Source organism: Roseibium sp. ROS1 (assembly GCF_054658215.1).
In genome coordinates this window covers 190,636-215,228 of record NZ_BAAGIG010000002.1, presented here as the reverse complement: position 1 = coordinate 215,228, position 24,593 = coordinate 190,636, and the positions used below count along the sequence as shown (strand labels likewise).

Sequence of the window (24,593 nt, the reverse complement as noted above, 5' to 3'; positions counted from 1 at the left end):
CCCCCCATGACCCAGAAAACCATCCTCATCACCGGTGCTGCCCGGGGCATCGGCCTTGCGACGGCAAAGCTCATGCTGAGCCGCGGCTGGCAGGTTGCCATGCTTGACCGGGATGTCGACGAACTCGCGATTGCGTCCGAAGGTCTGGCAGGTGCCGTTCCGTTTATCTGTGACGTTTCCATCGCAGAGCAGGTCGAGGCAACCATCCCTGCCATCTTGCAGAAATTCGGTCAGCTAGATGCCGTCGTGAACAATGCCGGCGTCGCCGAATTCGGCCCGATAGAGGAGACGGATTTTGCCATGTGGCGGCGGGTCATGGAGACCAATCTCGACGGCGTGTTTCTGGTTTCTCAAGCTGTCGTTCCCGCCTTGAAGAAAACCCGTGGCGCCATCGTCAACATCGCCTCCATTTCCGGCCTGCGCGCGTCAACGTTGCGGGTTGCCTACGGAACCTCCAAGGCCGCCGTCATCCAGCTCACCAAGCAACAGGCAGCGGAACTTGGCGAATACGGCATTCGTGCCAACTGTGTCTGCCCGGGCCCCGTGCGCACCAAGCTGGCGATGGCGGTGCACAGCCAGGACATCATCGATGCCTATCACGACGCGATCCCGCTCAACCGCTATGGCTCGGAAACGGAAATTGGCGAAGTAATCGCCTTTCTATGCTCCGAGCAGGCGAGTTACGTCACCGGGCAGGTGATTGCTTCCGATGGTGGTTTTGAAAGCACCGGGGTTGGGCTTCCGGCACTTCGCAAGTAAGTGAGCGTCACTCGATTTTCAGAAAGACACAACGCTGCATAACGGGCCGGTTTGCGGACTTGCGGGAACAATCTTCTTTCCGGAATGCGCCCTCAGGCCGGTATTTGTCCATGACCGCGTCCAGGCGATCATTGGTGATGGCAGCGTTGGCCCTTTGCAGGCACGGCAGCAGCAGCGCCTTGTTTGCCCGTTGCTGGGCAACGCTGGGATATTTGCCCGGCTCCGGATTGACGGGTTTGAAACACTCGATGAAGACCGCCTCCTCGATACCGAGGTCTGCCGCGATCCTGTCGGTCGGGCGGTTCGGGTCGTTATCGGCAAGGGCGGGACCAGCCAGGAACAGTGCGGCAAGGAAAAGGGTGGTGCGCATCTGACTATCTCCCTGAAACGCAACCGGCTTCCGGTTTTCGGAGACGGATTTCCGGATCATGCAACCACTCTACCGGCTTCAATTTTTCAGGATGTGATAATCGTCACAAATTTTCCGAAAGCGCCTTTTTTCTCAATCACGGTCATCGAACGCGCAGACAAAACATCCGATTAGCTGTCAGGCAGAAAATGAGCGGCGATCTGACGCTGATGGGCTCGGGTCCGATGTTCAAACAGATAAATTCCCTGCCAGGTTCCAAGCGCCATGCGCCCTGCCGAGACGGGAATGGAAAGCGAAACCGGCATCACCGCCGCCTTGATGTGGGCAGGCATATCGTCCGGTCCCTCCAGGGTATGCACCAGATAATTCATGGAAGGATGATCTGCGGGCGGAACCAGGCGTTCGAAAAACGCTTTCAGGTCGCGCTGCACATCCGGATCCGCATTCTCCTGGATCAGCAGCGAACACGAAGTGTGGCGGACGAACAGTGTGAGCAAGCCATCTTCCGCACCCGTTTCTGCAAGCCATTCAGCCACCGACGAGGTGAATTCGTAAAGGCCCTGCCCGCGGGTGCCAATTGCGAATCTGGTTTGCATCGATTCCTCCGAGGACCATTTGCCACTTCGCACTGGCTTAGGCGATCCACGCTACGGTTGCAATTACAGCCGCGGGCCGCCATCTGAGGGAAGCCTACCGAAGCCCCGCCAGTTTTTCCGAACCGAGGCCCTGATGCCAACTCCCCGAAAGAAGATCCTCATTGCCTCTCTGGGCACGCGCGGAGACGTTCAGCCCTACGTTGCCCTGGCACGCGGCCTGGCAAAGATGGGCGCCGACGTCGTGGTGACGACGGGAGAAGGTTTCGATGACATGATCACCGCCGCCGGTGCCCGGTCACGGCCGGTTCCACTGGATTATCAAGCTCTTCTGCAAAATGAGGACATTCAGGCTGCGCTGTTCACGTTGAAGGGCAAAATCCGTGCAGCCCACAAGAATATCGATCTGCAGAAGGAAGCCGCCCGGCGCCTCTGGCAGATCGGCATGCAGGAAAAACCGGACCTTATCCTGTTCAATCTCAAGGCAACTGTCCTGACACTTGTGGCGCGTCATCTCGACGTACCCGCCCTGCCGACAGCGCTTCAGCCGGTGAGCGCGGCAACGGGTTCCTTTCCGCTACCGCTTTTCGGGTTGCCCGACCTCGGACCCTTCCTGAATCGGCGAAGTTTTACCATCGGTCGCTCCCTGATGCGGCTGGGTATCGCGCCGCTCGCAAAGGCCGTCCGCGCGGAAGCGGGGACGAAGGATGCGCCTGCCCATTCGGGCGATCTGATGGACGGCCATATGCCCGGCGGAGGATCGCCGCTGTCCCTTCAGGCTTTTTCCCGGGGTCTCGTGCCAACACCACCAGACTGGCCGGAGAACAACTGGGCCTGCGGCTATTGGCTGACCGAACCTGATCCGAACTACGTTCCGCTGGAAGATCTGGCTTCGTTTCTGGAAAACGGCCCGGAGCCGATCTATCTGGGCTTTGGCTCCATGCCGAGCAGGAACCCGGCAAAGCTGACAGAAACCGTGCTTGCAGCCCTGGAACAAACCGGCCAACGTGCGATCCTGGCGACGGGCTGGGGAGGATTGTCCGGGCAAAGCCTGCCGCGGACACTTTCAGGCCGCGTCTTCCTGCTGGATAAAGCACCTCATAGCTGGCTTTTCCCGCGTTGCGCGGCAATCGTTCACCACGGTGGTGCCGGCACCACCCACGAAGCCCTGCGCTGGGGCAAACCTTCGCTGGTCTGTCCCGTCTTCGGCGATCAGCCCTTCTGGGGTGCGCAGGTTCACAAGATCGGAGCCGGGCCTGCACCGATCCGGCAAAAGTCGCTCACTCCTTCGAAACTCGCCCGGGCGCTGATGCAGCTCGAAGACCCTGTGTATCGTGTCGGTGCCAAACGGGTGGCAGACATCATGGCAAGCGAACCGGGTGCGCGAGGTACGGCAGAGCGGCTCCTGTCGATGATCGGCGCTGACAGGATCTGATTATACTATGTCGTCTAAAACCAAGCTACGTATCTGAAAACGCGGCTTCGGCCCCGAAGGCTGTTGCCAGAAACCGCGTCATGCAGGCGACCCGTTCGACAGAGCGAAGGTCGGGATGGGTCAGCACCCAGAGCTCATTTACTGGTATGTCATTAGTGAGGGCCAGTTTCTGCAAGCCGCCTTGTGCGACATCCACCGGAACGAGACATATCCCCAACCCCTTGCGCGCCAATGCAGCCATGGTCATCAGATCATCGCTTCGGACCGCGATCCTGTCGCGATGCGTCCTGTCCATCTGTTGGAAGCCTGGCCGCTGGGATAGAAGTCCGCTTGCACCAATCAGGTCATGTGTTGTGAGATCGGCCGAATTCGACGGCGCGCCATTGCGCTCCAGATAGGTCTTACTTGCGAAATAGGCCCAGGGAATATCTGCGACCTTGCGTCCGATCAGGTGTTCGGGTGGAGATGACGTGACCCGCAGGGCAATCTCCGCAGCCCTGCTGGACATGTTGAGCTCCTCGTTGGAAGTCAGCAACTCAACGGTGATGTCTGGAAACCGGGCTTTGAAGTCGCGCAGATAACCGGGAAGGAAATGGGCTGCGAAACTTGCGGGGGCCGTCAATCGAATTCGCCCCTTCAAAGCCAGATCCGCCCCGGATATCCGCCTGTCGATGTCCTCCATGGCAACGACAACAGACTGCGCCAGGTCCAGAATTTCGGCACCAGCCTCGGTCGGCCTGTAACGGCCCTTCACCTTTTCGAACAATCTGGAGCCAAGCTGCTCTTCCAGAGAACGGATGTGCCTGAACGCCGTGGCATGGCTGATTGCGAGCTTTTCAGCAGCCTTGCCGAGACTGCTGGTCTCGGCGACCGCGTGAAACGTTCGAAGGTAGTTCCAATCCATCATGTTCTTTCAAATTTGAAAACTTCCACCTTAAATCTGCCTATTCCAAACATTTTTGCAAACACCTAAATCCATCACGCCGGCACCGCACACACCGATTTTCAGGAGAAACTTATGATCGGATATACGTCTTTGGGAACCAACGACCTGAAGCGGTCAGCAGCGTTTTACGACGCATTGCTGGCTGAACTCGGCGCACAGCGGCTGATGGAGTTCGATGACTTCATCGTCTGGGCGAACCAGCCGACCACGTCAGCCTTTTCCGTGCATATTCCTTATGACGGCAAACAGGCGACCGTCGGCAATGGCGTCATGGTCGCCTTGTCCGCTCAGAACCGGGCACAGGTCGACGCGGTCTACCGTAAAGCCATAGAGCTTGGCGCAGCGGACGAAGGCAAGCCCGGCCAGCGCGCCGACAACGGCTTTTATGCCGCCTATTTTCGGGACCTGGACGGCAACAAACTGAACGTGCACCACATGGTCTGAGCTCAAACCGGTTCCATGCAAGAGCGATCAACAGTGTTGATCGCTCTTTCCTTTTTGGCCGCAGCCTGACACAACTAGACAGCCCGCCGAATAGGAGTCACCCGTCCGTGTTTCCCGCCCGCTATACCGTTTTCATTCTTTGTATCGTACTTGCCCTGGTTGCACTTGTCCTGACGTTTGCCCTCAGCGGCTACTTCGTCTGGCCATTTCTGGTTTTTGCTGTCCTCTCGGCGATCGGTTATCTCGATATCCGCCAGACCCGACATGCGATCCTGCGCAACTATCCTGTTTCCGGTCATTTCCGTTTCCTTTTCGAAGCGATCCGGCCGGAACTGCGCCAGTATTTCTTTGAAAGCAACCAGGACGGTAGACCGTTTTCGCGGGAGCGGCGCTCCATGGTTTATGACCGGGCGAAGGATATCGAGGATGTTCTTCCATTTGGTACAGAACTTGATGTCTACGACACTTCCTATGGCTGGGTGAACCATTCGATCTGTCCCAAACCGCACAACCATGAAGACATGCGCGTGACGATTGGCGGACCGGACTGCAAACAGCCTTATTCGGCTTCCCTCTACAACATTTCGGCCATGAGCTTCGGCTCACTTTCCGGCAATGCCATTCTGGCTTTGAACAAGGGCGCCAAGTCAGGCGGGTTCTATCACGACACCGGGGAAGGCAGCGTTTCGCGCTATCACCGGCAAGGTGGTGGCGATCTGGTCTGGGAGCTTGGCAGCGGCTATTTCGGCTGCCGCGCGGACGATGGCACTTTCGATGCCGAAAAGTTCGCCAAGCAGGCTGTCGAACCGCAGATCAAGATGATCGAAATCAAGATGAGCCAGGGGGCCAAGCCTGGTCATGGCGGTGTGCTGCCCGGACCGAAAGTGACGGAAGAAATCGCCGAAGCTCGCGGCGTTCCGATCGGCACCGACTGCATATCACCTGCCTCTCATTCCGCTTTCTCGACCCCGGTTGAACTGCTGCATTTCATCGTTCAGCTGCGGGAGCTCTCAGGTGGCAAGCCGGTCGGCTTCAAGCTGTGCATCGGTCATCGCTGGGAATTCATGGCCATTGTCAAGGCCATGCTGAAAACCGGCATCAAGCCGGATTTCATCGTGGTCGACGGTGCCGAAGGCGGGACAGGCGCCGCACCGGTGGAATTTGCCAACAGGTTGGGAACACCTCTGCGCCAGGGTCTGACCTTCGTACACAACTGCCTTGTCGGCACGGGTCTTCGCGAAGATATCCGGATCGGTGCCGCCGGCAAGCTGATCAGCGCATTCGACATTGCAGGGGCGTTGGCTTTGGGCGCCGACTGGGTCAACTCTGCGCGCGGCTTCATGTTCGCAGTCGGCTGCATCCAGTCCCAGAGCTGCCACACCAACCGTTGCCCCACCGGCGTTGCCACGCAGGACCCCAAGCGCCAGCAGGCCCTGGTTGTTCCCGACAAGGCACAGCGCGTCGCGAATTTTCATCGCAACACGCTGAAGTCCCTTCGGGATTTTTCCGCCGCTGCCGGGCTCAGCCATCCGCGCGAATTCAAGCCGGAACATTTCTACCTGCACGAAGGTCTTCGTGAAATCATGCCGGCCAGCGTCGCGCTGTCCTGGTTGAAGAAGGGGGCCCTCCTGGAAAAGTCGCACAACATTCCGGGCTACTCGACCTATTGGGAAATGGCGGAAGCAGAAAGCTTTCACCCGGCCAAGTCGGTGGAAGCTGCAAAGTCCGCCCACGCCTAGGAATAAAACGTCAGCGGGGGCCTTGCGTCGTCCTTCAAGGTGAAGGTTTCCGGGAAACAGGCTTTCTCGAGGCGCGCACCTGCTGCCTATCCTCCCAACCGGGCTATGCCTGCGGCTCACATGATATCCATGGCTGCAAGGTGACCATTTCTTGCAGCTAAAAACGAACAGACGTCAGTCGAGCTGGCGCGCCAGTTGAACGGCAAAATCACCTGCCTCATGCGAGCGGATGACCGCGTGGCGAACGAGATCGTCAAAGTGGCTGGAGAAGAGCTGGACGTGGCGCGTGTTGGAAAACGCCAGGTAGCGCTGCCCGAGGTAGAGTGCCGCCCATTTCTGCCCGAAGACCGTGAAAGGTGCGGAGAACCGGTCGGTCGCGCCGAAGAGATGCAGACGTAGCGAGGGGTAAAGCTCGCTCAAGGTAAGCCCCATGACCTCCAGCTGTTCGCGACGCAGGTCAACCGGAAGCCCCTGCCATAGCCCCTCCCCGCGCGCAAAGCCTTCCAGCGCCTCTTTCGACAGGGCGATTTCCATGTCGGATTCCGCCCGGCTGAGGAGTGCCCTCTGATCCCTGGTGCCGGTTATGGCCTGGTCGGCGGTGCGCAACGTTTCGCCGGAGTACTCGAAAGCCAGAACAGCTTCGGTCTTGAGGACATCCGGCAGGTTGGCGGGCACATGCCGGATCTTCGCCCCGACCGCATCGCGGTACCAGGCGAGCAGATGTTCATCGACCGGGTGCCGCTCGGTCTCGGCCACCTGAACTGCCTGATCCAGGATTTCGGCCGCGGCCCCGCGGTGGGTGGAAAGACCAAGCAACCAGTCGGAAGAAACGCTGAGCGCGGTCGCAATGGCAGCCAATGCCTGCCCGTTTGGCAGGCGGGGTGCATCTTCCGACAACAGCTGGGAAACGGTTGACCGGTCGAGCCCGGCACCGCGTGCCAGATCCGATCGGTTCATATCCCGGCTGCGCAAGGCATCCGACAGGCGTTCGCGAAAAAGTACGGCGCGGTCTCTCTTGTCCATGAGAGGAGTATTGTCAGCCGGATTTCGGAAAATCAACACAAGCTGACATTTTCCCGAAGCACCAGCCTGTGGGAAGCTCACGCAAGCAAGGTGCTTTTCAACAGCCCCTATTCAGCAGCACTGAGCGCCAGGAAACCACCTGATTGACGTTCCCAAAGCGCAGCGTAAAGACCACCGGAGGCAAGCAGCTCGCGGTGTGTACCTTCTTCCGCAATCCGGCCTTGATCCATCACCACGAGCCGGTCCATTGCGGCAATGGTCGACAGACGGTGGGCAACGGCCAGCGTGGTGCGCCCTTCCATCATGCGGGTGAGGTTCTGCTGAATGGCAAGCTCGGCTTCACTATCGAGGGCAGAGGTTGCCTCATCGAGGATCAGGATCGGCGCATCTTTCAAAAGCACCCTGGCGATCGTGATACGTTGGCGCTGACCGCCGGATAGTTTGACACCGCGATCGCCCACATGGGCATCCAGCCCCGTCCGGCCCTTGCTGTCCTTCTGCTCCTCAATGAAATCGAGCGCTTCGGCAGCACGGGCAACCGCACGGATCTCCTCGTCGGTGGCTTCCGGCCTGCCATAGCGAATGTTGTCGCGGATCGACCGGTTCAAAAGGGAGATGTCCTGGGTGACAACGCCGATCCGGCTGCGCAGAGATGCCTGGGTGACATCGCGCACGTCCTGTCCGTCGATCGAAATCCGGCCCTCGGTCACGTCCCGCAAGCGCATCAGCAAAGACACAGCGGTCGATTTGCCGGCGCCGGACAGGCCAACCAGACCGACACGCTCACCCGACTTGATCGTCAGGTTGAACTTGTCCAGGACCGGCTTGCGGTCACTCTGATAGGCAAAGGACACGTTGTCGAAGCGGATTTCCCCGGTGCTGACATTCAGCTCGCCGGCATCCGGCTGGTCGATGATTGCCGGCCGGCTCGTCATGATCGGCATGGCATCGCGGATCGTACCGAGCGTGCTGGTGATCGACTGTCCGATCCCTATGAAGCTGGATGACGCGTGCGACAGCGAGCGTGTGACGGTCAGCCCGGCGACAAAGTCGCCGATTGAGACCCACCCCTTCATCATGCCCCAGAAGCCAATGACCACCACAGCCAGGATCAGCAGCACGTTCAGAAAATAGACGCCGCTGTCGGTCAGGATATAGGACCGGTTCTCGCTGTGCCTGGTGTCGATTGTTTCGCCGATAACCTTGCGAATGGCACCGGCTTCCGAATCTTCCGCCGCAAACAGTTTGACCATCGCGATGTTGGAATAGACGTCTGTCATCGCGCCGGTGGCCTTGGAATTTGCCGCCGCCACCTTAGCAGAGCGCTGCAGATAGGCCGGGATCGCCAACCAGGCGACGAGGATATTCGCGCAGATCCAGAACAATACCGGAATGGCCAGCGGCCAGGCCATGGCCAGAAGCAGCAGGAACGATCCGCCAAACTGAATGACCAGGAACGGAACCGTTTCGATGGACAACATCATCTGACGGTGGACCGACATGGTGACCTGGGCAATGCGGGAGGCAACCTGACCGGCGAAAGTGTCCTCAAAGAAAGCCAGGTCCTGGGCTTCCACGGCCTTGTGCGCCTGCCAACGCATTGCCGCCGGCAGAAGAATGCGCACGGTCTGGAAGGCAAAGGTCTGGCGCAGGAGAAAGGCGAGCGGATCAATAATCACGAAGAGGAGGAAGAAACCGGCCAGGATGGTGAGGTTGTCTTTCAGAAACGCCTGCGCCCCTGCCTCGGTCACACCGTCGACCACGAAAGCTATTGCCCAGATGCCCGCAAGACCCAGCCCGGAGGAGATCATCGCCAGGCAGGAAACGATTACCAGTTGCCAGCGGAACATCATCGCGAAATGCCAGACCAGCTTCAGCGGCCCTTCATCCGGAAGAGGCGTGACAGGCAGTTCCAGCGGTTTGATGTGGGTTTCGAACGGATGGAAATACCGGTCGATGAGCCGCGCAAGCAGCGGCCTGGCGATTGACACGCAAAACACTCCTCGACTGAGACCAGCGCCTGATCAGGCCGCGGGCTCAATCCTGTAAACACAGCGACGACCGCCCGAGAGCTGATGTTCGGTACGTTCGACCGAGACACCTGGCCCAAGTACATCCTTGAAAAGCTTGAGTTCCGACCGGCAAAACCCCTGACAGGCCGTTGCCGCGGCACAGATCGAACAGTGATTTTCGATCAGCAGGTAGCCTGCCCCTTCCGGAACAAGATCGGCCATGTAGCCTTCCCGGTTGCGCAGATCGGCAAGCACTTCCAGCTTGCCGCGCAGATCCGGCGCCTTGCCAACCGCTTCGGTATAGGATTTCCGGCTTTGCGCTTCACGGTGGGCAATCAGCTTGTCGACACCTTCTTCGCCGAAAATATCGTTCAGGCCGGAAATCAACCCGAGCACCAGGTTGGAATGATTGTCAGGAAACTGCTTGTGCCCGTCCGGTGTCAGGTCCCAGACCCGCTTGGGCCGGCCGACCGAACCTTTCTGATCATCGAAATCCACCAGTCCGTCCTGCAGCAAGCCGTCCAGATGCTGGCGAACAGCCACTGACGTCACCTTCAACCCGCTGGCAAGATCTGCCGCAGTCTGTGGGCCGGAAGATTTCAGCGCGTTCAAAAGCCGGGTTCGAGTACGATCTGCCATAGCCGTCTATATAGCGTATTTCAAAGATAAAAAAATAGTCTGCTTATCTTATTGTGAAGCGACCAGAGCATTTCCCGCCAACAAGCCTGCCTTGGCAGTCACGTTTATTTGCCAAGCGTGGCGGGAGCATGCAAGAAATGTCACTATAATATCCTGCGATGAACCGTTGTCCGGCGCCGGCCCAACTTAGTGCCTGATTGCTCGATCACACGGTTTTCGCCTTGAAATATTTCGGAACCCTCGCGTCAGCATTTCCCATAGGCGCTTTAACTCTTCAAGAACCCCAATGCGACGCAAAGTCAGCAAAGTCGCCTTCATAACAATTCTTTATCTCATTTTGATTAGAAGAAATATCAATGGAGAAAATGATGGAAAAAATCAGGGCTTTCCTGAGATGGATGATGATCGATCCTCGCCATCCGGAAATTGCACAAGCTCAGTACAATGAGCTCAAGACCCAGATTCCGTCGCTCTATGCCCTCCTCATGGTCAATGCGGTTGCCGTTGCCTATACCCATTTCGATATCGCGCCGACTTATCTGACCGTCGGAATTCTTGCGCCGATCCTCTTGATCACGACCTTTCGCATGGTGGCCTGGATACGCGCCCGCAAAGTTGACCCGACACCGCAAGAAGCGATCAGCAAGATGCGGCAGACCGTCATTCTCGGCAGTCTGGTGTCCGTCATCTACATTGCCTGGTCGCTGAGCCTGGACGGCTATGGCGGACCTGCGGAGCGCGGTCATGTGGCGCTTTTCATCGCCATCACCGTCATCGGCTGCATCTTCTGCCTGATGCATCTGCCGCAGGCTGCCCTGATGGTCATGGTGATCGTGACGATCCCTTATCTTGTGCACTATCTCGGCCAGAACCAGGACGTCTACATTGCCATAGGGCTCAATATCTTCCTGGTGTGCCTGGTCGTCCTGCAGGTTCTCCTGAACGGCTATCGAGGGTTCTGCAAACTGATTGAATCGCAATCGGACCTGGCCGCCAAACAGAAAGAAACGGAGCGTCTCAACGCAGAAAACTCCAAGCTTGCCCAAACCGACGCGCTTACCGACCTGCCGAACCGACGCTATTTCTTCAACCGGCTTGAAGCCCTGATCAGCGAAGTGGAAGGTACGGACCGGCAGTTTGCGGTCGGCGTCGTCGACCTGGACCGGTTCAAGCCCATCAACGACACCTATGGCCACCAGTTAGGCGACCAATTGCTGATGGAAGTCGGCTCGCGCCTGAAAAGCCTTGGACTGCCGAATGTCGAGATCTGCCGTCTCGGCGGCGACGAGTTCGGTTTCCTTTATCTCGGAGACATCTACGAGGCAGCCTCGACGGGGCAGTCTATTTGCGAACTGATCAGCCGCCCCTATCGGATCGGTGAACTGCAGGTTTCCGTTGGCGCGTCCTGCGGCATTGCGTTCTATCCTGATGCCGGCACTTCTGCCCATGTTCTGTTCGACCGGTCCGACTACGCCCTTTACAATTCCAAGACCAGCCTGCGCGGCCGGACGACGGTCTATTCGGCTGAACATGAAGCCCGCATCCGCTCGGAACGGGCCATCGAGGCCGCGCTTCAAAGCGCCGATCTTGCCAGCGAATTCCAGGTCTATTTCCAGCCTGTCGTCCAGTTGCCGGAACGGTTCGTTGTCGGCTTCGAAGCGTTGGCGCGGTGGGACAACCCGCAGCTTGGCAGGATTGCCCCCGACAAGTTCATTCCCATTGCCGAGCGCGCCGGCCTGATCCACAGGCTGACCCTGTCGCTGTTCGAAAAGGCGGTCGAGCAGATCAAGGCCCTGCCCGGAACGCTCTCGCTATCCTTCAATCTGTCCGCACATGATGTCACCTCCGCCGAGACAGTGGCTGCGCTGCTCGAGATCATCCGCCGCGCGGCGATAGACCCGCGGCAGATCACCTTCGAAATTACCGAGACTTCCGTGATCGGCAGTTATGAAGCGGCTGAAACCTGTCTGCAGGTTCTTCGCAATGCCGGTGTCAAACTCGCGCTGGATGACTTCGGCACCGGTTATTCCAGCCTTGGCTACCTGCACCGACTGCCTATCGACTGCGTCAAGATCGACCGCAGTTTCGTTGCCGGTATCAAGGACCCGATCGCGAGCGGCGTCGTGACCTCCATCGTCAACCTGTGCCGGTCCATGAAGATGCAGTGCGTGGTGGAAGGCGTTGAAGAAAGCAACCAGTTGGAACTTCTGGAAGCGATGCATTGCCGTTTGGTCCAGGGATACCATTTCAGCGCTCCCCTGCCTTTCGAGGACCTTCTTGCCGATGCCAGGGAAAATGGAAGGGTTGCAGGGCTGCCCCTGTCCGGCACTGCCGGGGCCAGCAGCTTTCAGTTCTTCCGCGCCTGACCGGCGATCCGGACCAATTCCACCGGACCTCTTCTAATCCGTCCGGGATTTGTTTACCTCTCCGGTCTCAACCTCAAAAATCCGGGACCTGTTCATGACCGGCGGCACCAAGCGGCAAAAAGACATGCGCAAGGCCTTGCGGGTCCTGCTGCCGCGCGTTCCCTTTTCAGATGCGGAAGCCATTCTCGAAGTTGCCCTCGCCGGACACCTGCGCCATCTGCCGCCCGGCATTGCCCTCTGGCAGGCCACTACCAGTCATGTCCGGCACGCCCTGACCGACTACGACACGTTGCTGGACGAAGGTTATGACCGTGACGCTGCCCGGTTCTTCGTGCTGGACGAAATGAATGACGTTCTGAGCTCCTGGGGATGTGCGAAACGCCTGGAAGCTGACGATACGTCCCCAACCGAGGACTGACACCGGTGCTTAAAGCGGATCCGTGCCCGTCACACACAACCCCGGATGGGATTTGCGGGTAGCCGGCCGTTACGGCCGCCGGGCGATCAAATCGATCTCGACCAATGCATCGACGGCAAGGCCCGACACGCCAATACAGGTACGACCCGGCAATTTTCCGGGTTCGAAAAATGACCGGTAGGTGTCGTTCATCGCCTGATAATCGCGCTTGAATTCAGTCAGATAGACACGAATGAAAGTCGTGTTTTCAAGGCCGAGCCCGAGGCCGGCCAGAACGAGTTTCAGGTTTTCCATCACCCGCACAGTCTGCGCCTCTATGCCCTCCGGCAGCGGGGCGTCCGGATCGTCCGGCAGTGTCGGCATCTGGCCGGTTACAAACACCCAGCCGTCAATTTCGACGGCATGGGAGAATGGCGCGACCGGCTGTGGCGCCTGATCGATCATGTGGTGGATCGGCAGCATGGAGGCTCCTGTTGGAAGGTTATGACAGAGCATCCAGACTAGAGAATATCAGGCACCTCGGGAAACAGGTTTCCCTCGCTGCGAGCCTTAAAATCAGATGCGCTCGTAGATCCACTGTTCGGGAACATGGGCGGTGACCGCCTCGCCCGCCGCAACCTTCCCCGGGACTTCGACATAGCCAACAAGTCCTCGCAGGCGCTTTGCCTTTTGCGGGAACAACAGGTCCAGTCCTTCCCGACCAGGATTGGCTTCGGCGATCGCCTCGCCCGCGAAACGGCAGGGTTTGTTGTCACCGTCCACACGTATAACCACACCGCCCTCGAACACCAGCCGGGTGCGCGGTGGCACCATCGTAAGGTTGGGAATGCCGGACAAGGTAATGTTGCCGCCGATCCATTCGGCTTTCAGTTCGGCAATCTCCATGCGAGTGGCAATCAACGAAAGTTCCTCGGCGGACAGGATGGATATCTGGCGCTCGTTGCACATTTCCGTGCCACGCGGATACCAGGGTTCGCGGCCACCGGACCTCCGGGTGTATCCGCCATGCCGGTCTCCCGGAATGCCTTCGAACGTCATCTCCAAAGCATCCGTTGCAGTGGTCCTGAAGTCTTCCGCAGAGACTGTCCTGAAAACGCCCTCCACCTTGCCACTTGTCCTGAATGCAGGCGTAATCCGAAAGTCATTGGCAAGAAGCTGGAGCTGGTCTGTCATGCGGTGTCTCCTGTCGCAGTCGAGTGGCGATGCTAGGGCGCCGGCGCCTTCCTGACCAACAAAACTCATTGATGTTTTCATAAGCGCGGAAGATCGATCCGCTGCCCCAGTATTTGCGGTGGTGAAAGCTATCTTCAGGCAGGGCCGGAGAGGAATTTCTCCTTGCGCAAGCCGTCCAGGCATCGGACGATTTTCCGCGCGTGGTAGAGCATCGCGACCCAACCGGTTTCCAGCGCAAGATTGCCTGTTGCGCCCTCGGGCATGGCTGTCATCCAGTCATCCTCCAGGCCCGGGACGGTCTGCCTCGGGCGTCCATCCAGGACAGCCGAGAACTCATCTTCCAGACGCTTGTCCATGCGAGCGACAAGCGCCTCTATCCCCGACCTGGCCTGAGCTTCCACCGTTTCCCGCGTGACGTCCGAACGGGCTTCGCGGTAAAGCACCACGTATTGGGCCAGCACGATCACCAGCACGTTGAGGTCACTGGCGGAGCGTGTGAACGACGACCAGGGAGCTTGCTCGATCCGATAGGACCTGGCGGTGGCGATCAGCGTGCTCGCTGCCGTTCGAAGCCGGGCGAGATCCTGAAGGTCCGTATCCGCCTTGCCGCCTTGCGCCCGCAGGCAACTTCGGCAGGCGTTGAGGTAATCGGACGCCAGCTCCTTGAAGCTTGCGCCAGTGCGGTTGGGAAACAGCAGCCATGCCGCGGCAAGCCCCACGCCTGCGCCGATCATCGTGTCATAGAGACGCGACCAGAGTTCATCGATGGGCAGACCTTCAAGCGTCTGAAGCCCCATGACCACCAGGAAACTGATGATACCTGAGGCGATGGCGTAATTGCGGTCGAGGAAAACGATGACCCCGGGTATGGCAATGACAACCAGTACCAGCCTGACGGACGGAAACTCCGCCAGGGCCGGGTCGACCAGCATGGCCAGAACAACGCCGCCCGCCGTCCCGCCGATCCGCTGTGCGGTTCGGAGCAGTGTCGCCCCAAGGCTGTTCGACAGCACGATGATGATGGTGAGCGTGACCCAATAGGCGTGATTGAGATCGAACGCGAACCCCAGGGAAAAGCCGATCCCGGCTGCGACACCTGCCTGAAGTGACAGGCGCCAGGAAAGCTTCCGCAACCAGCCGCCCTCGCGGCTGTCGTCATCCGTACCGAGGCTCAGGCGAACCGGCTGGTCTTTTGCCGCCAGCAGCCACAGACGCTTGAAAGCCTGGGCAATGCGCAATTCCTGAAACCGGTCATGTGCCGTTACTGCCGCATCGGCCTGCAGCCAGCTCGCGGCAGGTGCGCTTGCGCCGGTTTTGCCTTCCCCGACATCGCTCTCTTCCGGAACGCCCTCACCGGTTTCAAGGCGATGGACAAGCCGGTCGACCGCACGGCGAAAGCCGTCATCTTGCGCCAGTCGGGTGCGTGCGTCCCGGGACAGCTGGTCGCGCGCATCGCCCACCACTTCCAGGGCAAGTTCCACCATGATAGCCGCTTCCGGCGACATGCCCTGCAACTCACCTTCCGGTCTGAGCAGATCGGCACAGACCTGAAGTTCCATGCGCAGCTTCGCCAGATCCCTGATCCGAACTGCCGCATCGCCGGACGAACCGGTCGCCCGGCCTGACAGCTGCCTCAGATAGGTTGCCATCGCCTGACGATTTGCAGCTTCGACCCGCAGGTAGGTTCGGTATGTCGAAGGCCGCCAGGGCCCTGTGCGAACCACGAGGGCTGTCACCATTCCAAGCACCGCCATGACCGGAAGCCAGAGGCCGGGCGATCCTCCGACGTTGCCGAGGACGACGAAAAGCCAGCAAATCGCCATGCTGCGCCCAGCGCGTTGCCAGAAGGGACCAAGCCCCTGCATGGCAAAGCCGAGCATGATCGCGGCGATCCAGAGCCCTTGCAGAACGGTTGAGGCGCTTTTCCCCGACAGCTCGGCGACAACCGCCCCGAGAGCAAACAGGGTCGTCAGCAGAACGCCAAGCTTCAGGATGCCGAGGACCTCGGCCTTTCTGGTGGAGACCGGCGTGAACATCAGGCAGTGACCGCCGCTCGCGGCTGCCAGAACGGCCAGTTTAAAGGCCGACTGACCGGGCACGAAGCTTGCCACGACATTTGCCAGAAAGACCGCTCCGAGCACGGTCAGCATCAGATGAACGCCGCGCATCAGCCGCAAGCCGCCGGGGTCCGTGCGCAGGAGACTTGTCTTTATGTCCGAAGCGGCTTGCAGCATCTGTCTGACTTGAACCCGGCTCTTCAGGGCAAAAACCCCGACGTTCTGAATGGAAATCTTTTATGCGGACTGCATTGTCTCGTGTCCATGGCGCTTTGACCGGGTGGACGCAGGCTTGCCGCAGAAGATCAGTCGGACGACTTGCCGTCGACAACCGTGAATTCGGCAAAGACCGGCCAGTGATCGGAACCGTTGAAGTGTCCGAGTTCGCAGTTTTTGACCGCAAGCCCGCTCCTGACGAAAAAATGGTCGAGTTCGAGACCGATGCCCGGAACAGGGGCAAGCCATGTCGGGGTCCAACGACTGCCGCAGACTGCCTTGCGCACCCCTGCCGTTTCCTGAAACCGTTTCAGCAGCGGTGCCCAGGAGGCGGCGTTCATGTCGCCGGCAACAAGAACAGGTCCCGGCGTCCTCGACACTTCGGATGCAAGCTTCTGAAGGATGTCCGCCTGGTGCAGATAGAAGTCACGCCTGAAAGGCGGCAGTGTGTGAACTGCAAGGACACTCACACAGGGCTCCGCCTGCATACCGCAGTAAATCGCTTTCGTAATCGCGTATGGGTTCCCGCCTACAGGGATCAGTTCAACGCTGTGCGGCGCAGTGCGCGAGAGGATAACTGCGGCGGGACGTCCACCAAGCGCCTGATCGGGCGTTCCGGCCACATGCAGCATGCCTTCAAACCGGTCGAGCAGCCCTTGGTCGGCAGGTACCGGCAGCTCCGTGAGGATCATGAGATCGAAGCCGCGGGCGCTGTTTTCCTCAACCAGATTGCCGAGCGCTGCGGCGCTGCCGAAGAGATTTGCGGTGACGACGCTGATCGCCGGTTCTGCCGCATTGGCGGTTGGGGCAAAGCGTCCGTTGTCGAAGATGCCCATGCGCATGAGAGCGACCACCGACAGGCAGATAGCCAGTGCCGCCATGTTCCAGTTCCGGAAGAAGACGAACCCTGCAGCAAACAGCAATCCGGCAAGAACGTATTGGGTCTGAAAATGAGCCAGCAGATCGACGGGCCAGCCGACTGCCGCCAGAAACGAGGCGAGAACGGAGATGGCGAAGGCCACAAACAGACAGACGAGAGTTCTGTGGAACATGCCTTGTGCCGCTCGCAAGGACAAAAATTGCCGGTGGCCGGTTTATACCGCCGGACAAAAAAGATGCCGGCCCGTTTCCAGGGCCGGCACATTCGGGAAACAGGGGGCACGCCCCCCATTTCAGCTTCCAGGCCGTTCGCTTAGCGCGTAAGCGGCTTGTACTTGATCCGGCGCGGGTCGGCGGCATGTGCGCCAAGGCGGCGGACCTTGTCCTTTTCGTAGTCTTCGAAGTTGCCTTCGAACCATTCCACATGGCTGTCGCCTTCAAAGGCGAGCATGTGTGTGGCCAGACGGTCGAGGAACATACGATCGTGGCTGATGATAACGGCGCAGCCGGCGTAGTTTTCCAGCGCGTCTTCCAGAGCTGCCAGCGTCTCGGTGTCGAGATCGTTGGTCGGCTCATCGAGCAGCAGCACGTTGGCGCCCTTCTTCAAGACCTTGGCCAGATGCACGCGGTTGCGCTGACCGCCGGAAAGGTCGCCGACCTTGGCCTGCTGGGCAGCACCCTTGAAGTTGAAGGACGAGCAATAGGCGCGAGAGTTGATTTCCTTGTCGTCGAGGTAGATGACCTCGGCGCCGCCGGAAATTTCTTCCCAGACCGTGTTGTTCGGGTTGAGCGCATCGCGCGACTGGTCAACGTAGCCAAGGTGCACACTGTCGCCCACGACGACCTTGCCCTTGTCCGGTGTTTCCTGACCGGTGAGCATCTTGAACAGGGTCGTCTTGCCGGCGCCGTTCGGGCCGATCACGCCGACGATGCCACCGCGCGGCAGCTTGAACGACAGGTTGTCGATCAGGAGACGGTCTTCAAAGCCCTTGGAAACACCATCGACTTCGATGACGTTGGCACCGAGACGCTCACCAACCGGGATGAGGATCTGTTCGATGGACGGCTGACGCTCTTCCTGGGCGGTCAAGAGGTCTTCAAAGGCCCGGATACGGGCTTTCGACTTGGTCTGACGGCCTTTCGGGCTCATGCCCATCCACTCGCGCTCACGGGCAATCGCCTTGGAGCGGGCCATGTTCTCGCGGCCTTCCTGCTCCATACGCTTGGTCTTCTTTTCCAGATAGACCGAGTAGTTGCCTTCGTAAGGGATGCCCTGACCGCGGTCGAGCTCCAGAATCCAGCCCGTGACATTGTCGAGGAAGTAGCGGTCGTGGGTGATGATCAGGACGGAGCCCTTGAACTCACGCAGGTGACGCTCCAGCCAGTGAACGGTTTCAGCGTCCAGGTGGTTGGTCGGCTCATCCAGCAGCAGCAGGTCCGGCTCGGACAGCAGCAGCTTGCAGAGCGCGACGCGGCGGCGCTCACCACCGGAGAGATTGTCGACGGCTGCATCTGATGGCGGGCAGCGCAGGGCTTCCATCGCCATTTCCACCTGACTTTCCAGGTTCCACAGATCCTGCGCGTCAATCTCGTCCTGAAGCTGTGCGGCTTCCTCGGCGGTTTCGTCCGAGTAGTCCATCATCAACTCGTTGTAGCGGTCAATTTTCGCCTGCTTGTGGGCAACACCTTCCATGACGTTCTCCATCACGGTCTTGGTGTTGTCGAGCTGCGGTTCCTGCGGCAGATAGCCGACCTTCGCACCCTCGGCCGCCCAGGCCTCACCGGTATATTCCTTGTCGATACCGGCCATGATCTTCAGAAGGGTCGACTTACCCGCACCGTTCGGGCCCAGGATACCGATCTTGGCGTCCGGGTAGAACGAGAGATGGATGTTGTCGAGAACCTTCTTGTCGTTATAGGCCTTGGACAGGCCATGCATGTGATAGATGAACTGGCGCGCCATGGGGCTCCGCTTCTCCGCTTTCAAAATCTGATGGGATTCTCAGGAATTCTGCGGCGTCTTTTAGGGGAAATGGCGCCCGGGGGCAATGGGGGGATTTGCCTGAGAACGCCTCGAGAGTTCGTCTCGCAATCAGGCATTACCTGTGCAATCGCAATTAGACCTCTTCCTTGGCCAACTTTAAGCCGCCTTCGCTTTGGGATAAGTGTCCTTTTCATTGGACAGTTTACGGACCGACTCCGATTACCAAAGTTTCCAGAAAGCACGCCGCCCCACTCGCGTTAAACGCCGACCGCTATACTCGGAATTGCAGTTACGCCCAAGAACCTGCCCACCCTGTCATTCCGGACAAGTGCAGCTACGCTGCACGCCGATCCGGAACCCAGCGTGTCAGCGTGAGCAAAGCGAACACTCAATTTGCCGCGCATGGCGCGACATATCTCTGGATTCCGGATCGGCGCTCGACACCTGTCTCACTTGTCCGGAATGACGGCGGAATACGCCGTTTCACTGATGAAGTGAGCCGAAAGCGTTTCGAGGGTGACGAAATTTGCGTACCAACTCTGCCCATTCGGCTCTTTTCTCCCCCAACCGAAGACCTTAAGGTCACCTCACCTTTCTTCATCACCCCACCGGACCTGCCATGACCTCCATCGATATTCTGATGCCCCGCCCGATGCTGCCGATCGTTCAGGAGCAGCTTGATGCCGCCTTTACCGTGCACCGGCTCTACGAGGCCGACAATCCGGAAGCGCTGCTGGCGGAAATCGGCGAGAAAATCCGCGGGGTTGCGATGGCATTCGGGTCGGTCAACGCCGAGTTGCTTGCGAAAATCCCGAACGCGGAAATCGTTTCCAGCTTTGGCGTCGGCTATGACCACGTCAACACGGACGATTGCCTGGCGGCGCAGGTGATGGTGACCCATACGCCCGATGTGCTGACGGAAGAAGTTGCCGATACGGCGGTCGGGCTGATGATCATGACCATCCGCGAATTCGGCCAGGCCGAACAGTGGCTTCGCCAGGGCAATTGGGAAAGCAAAGGGCCCTACAAGCTGACCGGGGCGACCATGCAGGGGCGCACGCTCGGCATCTTTGGTCTGGGGCGCATCGGCAAGGCGATTGCCAAGCGTGCCGAAGCCTTCGGCATGACAATCCATTACCACGGCCGCCACAAGCAGGACGACATCTCCTACCCCTATCACGCGACGCCGAAGGCGCTGGCTGCTGCCTGCGACACGCTGATGGTGGTGGCTCCGGGCGGCGAGGAAACCAGACATGCCGTCAATGCGGAGGTGCTGGAAGCACTCGGGCCAGATGGCATCGTCATCAATATCGGCCGTGGCACCGTCATCGACGAGGCCGCATTGATTGCGGCGCTTGAGAATGGCACGATCTATGGTGCCGGCCTCGACGTCTTCGAGAACGAGCCGCATGTGCCCGAAGCCCTTCTGAAACTGCCAAGGGTCACCGTACTGCCGCATGTCGGTTCCGCCTCGCAGGCGACCCGCAATGCCATGGGTCAGCTCGTGGTCGACAACCTGAAAAGCTGGTTCGAAACTGGCGCGGCCATAACACCAGTGCCGGAAATGCGCTGAGATTGAGGGCGTGCCAGGGCTGCAGGCAGCCCGACCCGTTTCTTTTCCCGGCTCAGTATTTGACACGCCCGACTTGTGCCTTAGGTTTATGGATCAAGCGCATCCTTTCTGCTTGTGATGCGCTTACCCGATAGGCGTGGATCCATCAGACCACATAAACCACGCCGGGATGCCGACTGGGGCGGCTGGTGAACCAAAAGACGAATGCGTTCAGAAGCCTACTCAACACCGGCTGTTCGCCCGGATCCGTCAGCGGGTCCAGTTTGCCTGCGGAAGTGGCCCGTTTGCTCGGGGTGCCTCGCAACGGCAGAAGACGACATCCCAGGTCGCAGAAGGTGGCTGGCGACGTAACCTCCGCCAGCACCCTGGGCCGGCCCCTTCCGGGCCGGTCCGCACCGACATCTCACATGCTTGGGGAAGGCCTCAAGCCGAACCTTCTCATTCCGCTCCACCGGCCGGGCACCTGAACGGTGTAAAGGTGCTGCCCATGTTTGCACTGACGGTCATCATCGTCAGAATGTCGGCAAAGGCGAATTCGGCGGGTGTTTTCGGGCAAACGGCTTTCGCCGCGAAACACCCCCCTTCGATAAAGGCATCATGTTCGGCAACGAAACCGGGCCGCATTTGTGAACGACTGACATTTTCGAACGCCACGCGGACGATCTCCTGATAGTAGGCGCATCTTCTGGCGCGCTTTTGTTCGCGTGTTTCCTCGGCAGATGCCTGGGAGAAACCGGCTGAAACCGCGACAAGCGCCAACGGCAGGGCAAACAAGGATCTTGGAACGGACAAGGTTGTCTCCGTCAGAAGCGGCAGGACATTTCCAGAGGCAGAGGCGCCCGGGCGAATGAAGGGATCCGCCCGGACAAGAAAACTCAGTCGTGGAGACTTTCGGCAAGTGCGGCTGCGATATCGGCAATCGCCTTGTTGCGGTCGTCAAAGGAAGCGTCGGTCTGCGTGATGTAGACCGCGATCACGACGGGCTCCCGATCGTCTGGCCAGATCACGCCGATGTTGTTGCGCGAGCCATTGGCCCCTGCCCCGGTCTTGTCGGCGACCGGCCATTCTTCCGGCAGCCCAGCACGCAGGGTCGCGTTGCCCACCTTGTTGTCCAGCAGCCAGCCTGTCAGCTGGGCTCTGGCGGTGGACGAAAGGGCATTGCCCAGAACCAGTTTCTGCAACGTGGCAACTGCCGCTGCCGGGGTGGTGGTGTCGCGGGCATCGCCCGGGCGGCCTTCATTGAGACCCGGCTCCGTCCGGTCCAGCCGGGTGATGGTGTCGCCAATACCCCGAAGGTAATCCGTCAGTCCTGCCGGTCCACCGACAGCTTCCAGCACGAGATTGGCCGCCGCATTGTCGCTGATCGCAACGGCCGCTTCACACAGTTCCAGATAGGTCATTCCTCCGGAGCCGACCTTTTTCTCGGTAACCGGCGAATAGGAGACGAGGTCTTGCGAGCGGATCTTCACGCGGCGTTCCGGCTGAACCTCGCCCTGCTCGCCCTTTTCCAGAAGGGCCGCACACAGAAAGGCCTTGAAGGTGCTGTTGAGCGGAAAACGCTCGTCGGCGCGGTGGGTCCAGGTCTTGCCGGTTTCCGTATCCAGCACCGCAACCCCGATCCGGGCAGACAGTCGGCTCTCGGCACCGGTGACGGTTTTCTCAAGTGGTGCGGGATCGAACCCGGCGGCGTGTGCCAATCCGGAAATTGCCGGAAACCCGGCAAAAAGGGCAAGGGAAAGCGTCAACGCGTTACGGCGTGTCCAGAGTTTCATCTTCAACTCCAATGATGAATACAAACAGCCCGAACCGGTGTGGTGTGTCGCCCCCCGCACCATTCGTCTTTGGGACACCGCGACAGTGCCGCTGCCTCAGATATAACGCAAATGATGAATACTGAGGTTAGGCATGAGTAAAACTTGGCCTAAGTGGGATCCGGATGGACGTCTCGAAACTTCCGCTAAATGCCTTGAGAGCCTTTGAAGCCTCTGCAAGGCTCTGCAGCTTTACACGCGCCGGCCTGGAACTGCGGGTATCGCAGACTGCCGTCAGCCACCAGGTGAAGGCGCTGGAGGACGTGTTGCAGGTGTCGCTGTTCGAGCGCCTTCCGCGCGGCGTTGCCCTGACGGATGAAGGACTGGCGCTGCTACCTGTACTGAGCGATGCCTTCCGGCGGATGAGCGATGCGCTCAGCCGGTTCGAGGATGGCAACTACCGGGAGGTGCTGACGGTCGGCGCCGTCGCCACTTTCGCGACCGGCTGGCTGTTGCCGCGCCTTTCCGGCTTTGCCAGGGCCCATCCGCAGATCGATCTGCGGCTGAAAACCAACAACAACCGCGCGGACATTCTTGCAGATGGTCTCGACTGTTTCCTGCGCTTCGGCGACGGGGCCTGGCATGCCACCAACGCGGTCAAGCTGATGGACGCCCCGCTGTCGCCTATCTGTTCGCCTGGAACCGCTGCCCGGCTATCCAAGCCGGAAGACCTTGTGCACGAGCCCTTGCTGAGATCCTACAGGTTAGATGAATGGGCCATGTGGTTCCAGGCGGCGCAACTGCCGCCACCACGGGCGCGCGGCTGGATGTTCGACAGTTCTCTTGCGATGGTTGAAGCCGTCACGCAGGGTGCCGGCGTCGCTCTGGTGCCGACAGCGATGTTCAGCCGCCCCCTCGCGTCCGGCGCGATCGTGCAGCCTTTCCAGACCAGCGTCCTGACGGGAAGCTATTGGCTGACTTGGTTGAAGTCGCGGGAGGAGACCAGCGCCATGCAGAAGTTCCGCTTGTGGATGCTGGAGACGGTAGCGGAGTGAAAGGAGTCGCGCAATAAACTATCTCGAAAAAAGAGCATTGGGGAGGTGGAAACACGCTTCGACTTTGCATAGAGCCATTGGGACGAAGTCAAGACAAAACATCCATATTAGTGCAGCATAAAGAGACTTCGCTATTGCATACAACAGTTCGATATTTGTCCCGATGGCCAATTGTGAATATCTAGGCACGATTAGTCTAAGGTGCGACCCAAGCGGAAAATCGCTCTATGTTGAAAATATATGTGTATGACACCGCTTCGTCATCAACAAAATCCAACTCAGAACCCAGCCGCCTGAAAACGAGAGTGCGCAAAATCTTTGACGCTACCATCCTGCTCGGGATATTGATTCATTCTTGCTCGAATTCATCTGACTGTTTTCGATCTTAGCAAAAATTTTGGAGTGGCCTCTTGCCAGTTTTGTTGAAACGAGCGTCATTGGCGTATTTCCCTGCGCCAAAATGTGCATGTACTACTTTGAAAACTGCCATCTACGATGCAGAACATGAGGAAAAATATGATCCGGAAATAATGGTTAAGAGGCAATCAGTTCACGATCTGTACAGAACCTCCCAGTTTGATACTTCATTCATAAAGCGCACCGAAGGTCTATTGAGGATCGCATTTGTCCGTGAGCCTAGTCAAAGAATTTTATCCGCATATGCAAACAGAGTAATATATCACAAGGCGCTCGAAAAGTTTGGTGACTTCGAAAAACTTGGCCTTAACTCAACTCCAAGTGTCGAAGAGTTCATTTTGAAGCTGCCGCTCTATCGATCCGCGTGTCATGAGGTAAGGCATCACACTGATCTTATGACATTATTCTTAGGTCCTTCTAGAGACTTATATGATCGATTACTAAACCTGTCTGAAATCGAAGTATTCTATGATATACTTGAAAAAGCCTACAATAAGAAGATTGATCGCCGCAGAAGACAATTTGAAGGACCAAAACTTACTATTGACGACCTATCTAGTTCGACACGAAAATTACTAATATCTTATTGCGCTCATGATTATGATTTCCTTGGTATAGCCCCCCCAAAGACTGGCTTATCAGGTTGGAGCTGGTCGAAGAACAGTTTCTTTAAATCAAAACAAGCTACTCAGTTCGGATCAAAACAAAAACAGGGCCAAATTTAACGTACCAACCAGTTGAAAT

22 protein-coding genes are annotated in these 24,593 nt (G+C 58.6%); 9 read left to right on the top strand and 13 right to left on the bottom strand.

Features of this window, described 5'->3' with window-relative positions; all coding sequences use genetic code 11:
* Positions 1 to 6: 6 nt before the first annotated feature.
* Positions 7 to 759, top strand: coding sequence for an SDR family NAD(P)-dependent oxidoreductase (locus ACYQ6M_RS09210; RefSeq protein WP_062489479.1), 753 nt, complete (start codon positions 7 to 9; stop codon positions 757 to 759).
* Between the two features lie 7 nt (positions 760 to 766).
* Here ACYQ6M_RS09210 and ACYQ6M_RS09205 read toward each other — a convergent pair whose 3' ends face one another.
* Both ACYQ6M_RS09205 and ACYQ6M_RS09200 read right to left on the bottom strand, forming a co-directional pair.
* Complete coding sequence (locus tag ACYQ6M_RS09205) at positions 767 to 1,129, bottom strand: hypothetical protein (RefSeq protein ID WP_367020576.1); 363 nt, start codon at positions 1,127 to 1,129, stop codon at positions 767 to 769.
* Positions 1,130 to 1,299: 170 nt separating this feature from the next.
* Positions 1,300 to 1,725, bottom strand: coding sequence for a secondary thiamine-phosphate synthase enzyme YjbQ (locus ACYQ6M_RS09200; protein ID WP_460073427.1), 426 nt, complete (start codon positions 1,723 to 1,725; stop codon positions 1,300 to 1,302).
* Positions 1,726 to 1,858: 133 nt separating this feature from the next.
* Here ACYQ6M_RS09200 and ACYQ6M_RS09195 point away from each other — a divergent pair, with 133 nt between their 5' ends.
* Positions 1,859 to 3,157 (top strand): glycosyltransferase, encoded by a 1,299-nt coding sequence (locus ACYQ6M_RS09195; protein ID WP_460073425.1) that lies wholly within the window; start codon positions 1,859 to 1,861, stop codon positions 3,155 to 3,157.
* Positions 3,158 to 3,182: 25 nt separating this feature from the next.
* Here ACYQ6M_RS09195 and ACYQ6M_RS09190 read toward each other — a convergent pair whose 3' ends face one another.
* Positions 3,183 to 4,064: a LysR family transcriptional regulator gene (locus ACYQ6M_RS09190; protein WP_460073423.1), complete on the bottom strand. Its 882-nt coding sequence runs from the start codon at positions 4,062 to 4,064 to the stop codon at positions 3,183 to 3,185.
* A 111-nt stretch (positions 4,065 to 4,175) separates the two neighbouring features.
* Here ACYQ6M_RS09190 and ACYQ6M_RS09185 point away from each other — a divergent pair, with 111 nt between their 5' ends.
* Together ACYQ6M_RS09185 and ACYQ6M_RS09180 are read left to right on the top strand one after the other, a co-directional pair.
* Complete coding sequence (locus ACYQ6M_RS09185) at positions 4,176 to 4,547, top strand: VOC family protein (protein ID WP_022997858.1); 372 nt, start codon at positions 4,176 to 4,178, stop codon at positions 4,545 to 4,547.
* A 107-nt stretch (positions 4,548 to 4,654) separates the two neighbouring features.
* Positions 4,655 to 6,286 carry an FMN-binding glutamate synthase family protein gene (locus ACYQ6M_RS09180; protein ID WP_460073421.1) on the top strand — a complete coding sequence of 544 codons (1,632 nt, stop codon included), beginning with the start codon at positions 4,655 to 4,657 and terminating at the stop codon, positions 6,284 to 6,286.
* 174 nt (positions 6,287 to 6,460) lie between these two features.
* Here ACYQ6M_RS09180 and ACYQ6M_RS09175 read toward each other — a convergent pair whose 3' ends face one another.
* From ACYQ6M_RS09175 to ACYQ6M_RS09165, 3 genes are all read right to left on the bottom strand, one after another.
* The gene (locus ACYQ6M_RS09175) at positions 6,461 to 7,309 is read right to left on the bottom strand and encodes a helix-turn-helix domain-containing protein (protein WP_022997860.1); all 849 of its coding nucleotides are present in this window, start codon (positions 7,307 to 7,309) and stop codon (positions 6,461 to 6,463) included.
* Positions 7,310 to 7,416: 107 nt separating this feature from the next.
* Positions 7,417 to 9,300: an ABC transporter ATP-binding protein gene (locus ACYQ6M_RS09170; protein ID WP_460073418.1), complete on the bottom strand. Its 1,884-nt coding sequence runs from the start codon at positions 9,298 to 9,300 to the stop codon at positions 7,417 to 7,419.
* A 33-nt stretch (positions 9,301 to 9,333) separates the two neighbouring features.
* On the bottom strand, positions 9,334 to 9,960 hold the full coding sequence (locus ACYQ6M_RS09165; protein ID WP_460073416.1) for a helix-turn-helix transcriptional regulator: 627 nt from the start codon (positions 9,958 to 9,960) through the stop codon (positions 9,334 to 9,336).
* 368 nt (positions 9,961 to 10,328) lie between these two features.
* Here ACYQ6M_RS09165 and ACYQ6M_RS09160 point away from each other — a divergent pair, with 368 nt between their 5' ends.
* Positions 10,329 to 12,326, top strand: coding sequence for a putative bifunctional diguanylate cyclase/phosphodiesterase (locus tag ACYQ6M_RS09160; protein ID WP_460073414.1), 1,998 nt, complete (start codon positions 10,329 to 10,331; stop codon positions 12,324 to 12,326).
* Positions 12,327 to 12,420: 94 nt separating this feature from the next.
* Entirely contained in the window at positions 12,421 to 12,744 is a 324-nt protein-coding gene (locus ACYQ6M_RS09155) for a DUF2293 domain-containing protein (protein ID WP_055659520.1), read from the top strand.
* A gap of 69 nt (positions 12,745 to 12,813) precedes the next feature.
* Here the strand turns inward: ACYQ6M_RS09155 and ACYQ6M_RS09150 are convergent, their stop codons facing one another.
* The 5 genes from ACYQ6M_RS09150 to ettA form a co-directional block, all read right to left on the bottom strand.
* On the bottom strand, positions 12,814 to 13,206 hold the full coding sequence (locus tag ACYQ6M_RS09150) for a RidA family protein (protein WP_367020568.1): 393 nt from the start codon (positions 13,204 to 13,206) through the stop codon (positions 12,814 to 12,816).
* A 93-nt stretch (positions 13,207 to 13,299) separates the two neighbouring features.
* Positions 13,300 to 13,917, bottom strand: a complete 618-nt coding sequence (locus ACYQ6M_RS09145; protein WP_460073411.1) for an MOSC domain-containing protein — start codon at positions 13,915 to 13,917, stop codon at positions 13,300 to 13,302.
* A gap of 134 nt (positions 13,918 to 14,051) precedes the next feature.
* Positions 14,052 to 16,151 carry an FUSC family protein gene (locus ACYQ6M_RS09140; RefSeq protein WP_460073409.1) on the bottom strand — a complete coding sequence of 700 codons (2,100 nt, stop codon included), beginning with the start codon at positions 16,149 to 16,151 and terminating at the stop codon, positions 14,052 to 14,054.
* Between the two features lie 128 nt (positions 16,152 to 16,279).
* The gene (locus ACYQ6M_RS09135; RefSeq protein WP_460073407.1) at positions 16,280 to 17,242 is read right to left on the bottom strand and encodes an endonuclease/exonuclease/phosphatase family protein; all 963 of its coding nucleotides are present in this window, start codon (positions 17,240 to 17,242) and stop codon (positions 16,280 to 16,282) included.
* A 140-nt stretch (positions 17,243 to 17,382) separates the two neighbouring features.
* A complete protein-coding gene (gene ettA / locus ACYQ6M_RS09130) occupies positions 17,383 to 19,032 on the bottom strand; it encodes an energy-dependent translational throttle protein EttA (RefSeq protein ID WP_022997869.1) in 1,650 nt (549 codons plus the stop codon).
* 640 nt (positions 19,033 to 19,672) lie between these two features.
* On the opposite strand from ettA, the gene ACYQ6M_RS09125 reads away from it, so the two are divergent.
* Positions 19,673 to 20,626, top strand: a complete 954-nt coding sequence (locus tag ACYQ6M_RS09125; RefSeq protein ID WP_460073405.1) for a 2-hydroxyacid dehydrogenase — start codon at positions 19,673 to 19,675, stop codon at positions 20,624 to 20,626.
* A 438-nt stretch (positions 20,627 to 21,064) separates the two neighbouring features.
* Here the strand turns inward: ACYQ6M_RS09125 and ACYQ6M_RS09120 are convergent, their stop codons facing one another.
* A complete protein-coding gene (locus tag ACYQ6M_RS09120; RefSeq protein WP_209168752.1) occupies positions 21,065 to 21,418 on the bottom strand; it encodes a hypothetical protein in 354 nt (117 codons plus the stop codon).
* Between the two features lie 83 nt (positions 21,419 to 21,501).
* Entirely contained in the window at positions 21,502 to 22,398 is an 897-nt protein-coding gene (gene bla / locus ACYQ6M_RS09115) for a class A beta-lactamase (RefSeq protein WP_055658648.1), read from the bottom strand.
* Between the two features lie 164 nt (positions 22,399 to 22,562).
* On the opposite strand from bla, the gene ACYQ6M_RS09110 reads away from it, so the two are divergent.
* Complete coding sequence (locus ACYQ6M_RS09110; RefSeq protein WP_460073403.1) at positions 22,563 to 23,432, top strand: LysR family transcriptional regulator; 870 nt, start codon at positions 22,563 to 22,565, stop codon at positions 23,430 to 23,432.
* Positions 23,433 to 23,842: 410 nt separating this feature from the next.
* Positions 23,843 to 24,574, top strand: coding sequence for a sulfotransferase family 2 domain-containing protein (locus ACYQ6M_RS09105; protein ID WP_460073401.1), 732 nt, complete (start codon positions 23,843 to 23,845; stop codon positions 24,572 to 24,574).
* The last annotated feature ends 19 nt before the right edge of the window (positions 24,575 to 24,593 follow it).

Bases quoted from the DNA above. Each gene is read 5' to 3' on its own strand.
- ACYQ6M_RS09210 (WP_062489479.1), top strand. From the start codon at position 7: ATGACCCAGAAAACCATCCTCATCACCGGTGCTGCCCGGGGCATCGGC.
- ACYQ6M_RS09160 (WP_460073414.1), top strand. From the start codon at position 10,329: ATGGAAAAAATCAGGGCTTTCCTGAGATGGATGATGATCGATCCTCGC.
- ACYQ6M_RS09145 (WP_460073411.1), bottom strand. From the start codon at position 13,917: ATGACAGACCAGCTCCAGCTTCTTGCCAATGACTTTCGGATTACGCCT.
- ettA (WP_022997869.1), bottom strand. From the start codon at position 19,032: ATGGCGCGCCAGTTCATCTATCACATGCATGGCCTGTCCAAGGCCTAT.
- ACYQ6M_RS09200 (WP_460073427.1), bottom strand. From the start codon at position 1,725: ATGCAAACCAGATTCGCAATTGGCACCCGCGGGCAGGGCCTTTACGAA.
- bla (WP_055658648.1), bottom strand. From the start codon at position 22,398: ATGAAACTCTGGACACGCCGTAACGCGTTGACGCTTTCCCTTGCCCTT.
- ACYQ6M_RS09185 (WP_022997858.1), top strand. From the start codon at position 4,176: ATGATCGGATATACGTCTTTGGGAACCAACGACCTGAAGCGGTCAGCA.
- ACYQ6M_RS09155 (WP_055659520.1), top strand. From the start codon at position 12,421: ATGACCGGCGGCACCAAGCGGCAAAAAGACATGCGCAAGGCCTTGCGG.
- ACYQ6M_RS09140 (WP_460073409.1), bottom strand. From the start codon at position 16,151: ATGCTGCAAGCCGCTTCGGACATAAAGACAAGTCTCCTGCGCACGGAC.
- ACYQ6M_RS09125 (WP_460073405.1), top strand. From the start codon at position 19,673: ATGACCTCCATCGATATTCTGATGCCCCGCCCGATGCTGCCGATCGTT.
- ACYQ6M_RS09205 (WP_367020576.1), bottom strand. From the start codon at position 1,129: ATGCGCACCACCCTTTTCCTTGCCGCACTGTTCCTGGCTGGTCCCGCC.
- ACYQ6M_RS09150 (WP_367020568.1), bottom strand. From the start codon at position 13,206: ATGCTGCCGATCCACCACATGATCGATCAGGCGCCACAGCCGGTCGCG.
- ACYQ6M_RS09190 (WP_460073423.1), bottom strand. From the start codon at position 4,064: ATGATGGATTGGAACTACCTTCGAACGTTTCACGCGGTCGCCGAGACC.
- ACYQ6M_RS09110 (WP_460073403.1), top strand. From the start codon at position 22,563: ATGGACGTCTCGAAACTTCCGCTAAATGCCTTGAGAGCCTTTGAAGCC.
- ACYQ6M_RS09195 (WP_460073425.1), top strand. From the start codon at position 1,859: ATGCCAACTCCCCGAAAGAAGATCCTCATTGCCTCTCTGGGCACGCGC.
- ACYQ6M_RS09165 (WP_460073416.1), bottom strand. From the start codon at position 9,960: ATGGCAGATCGTACTCGAACCCGGCTTTTGAACGCGCTGAAATCTTCC.
- ACYQ6M_RS09135 (WP_460073407.1), bottom strand. From the start codon at position 17,242: ATGTTCCACAGAACTCTCGTCTGTCTGTTTGTGGCCTTCGCCATCTCC.
- ACYQ6M_RS09175 (WP_022997860.1), bottom strand. From the start codon at position 7,309: ATGGACAAGAGAGACCGCGCCGTACTTTTTCGCGAACGCCTGTCGGAT.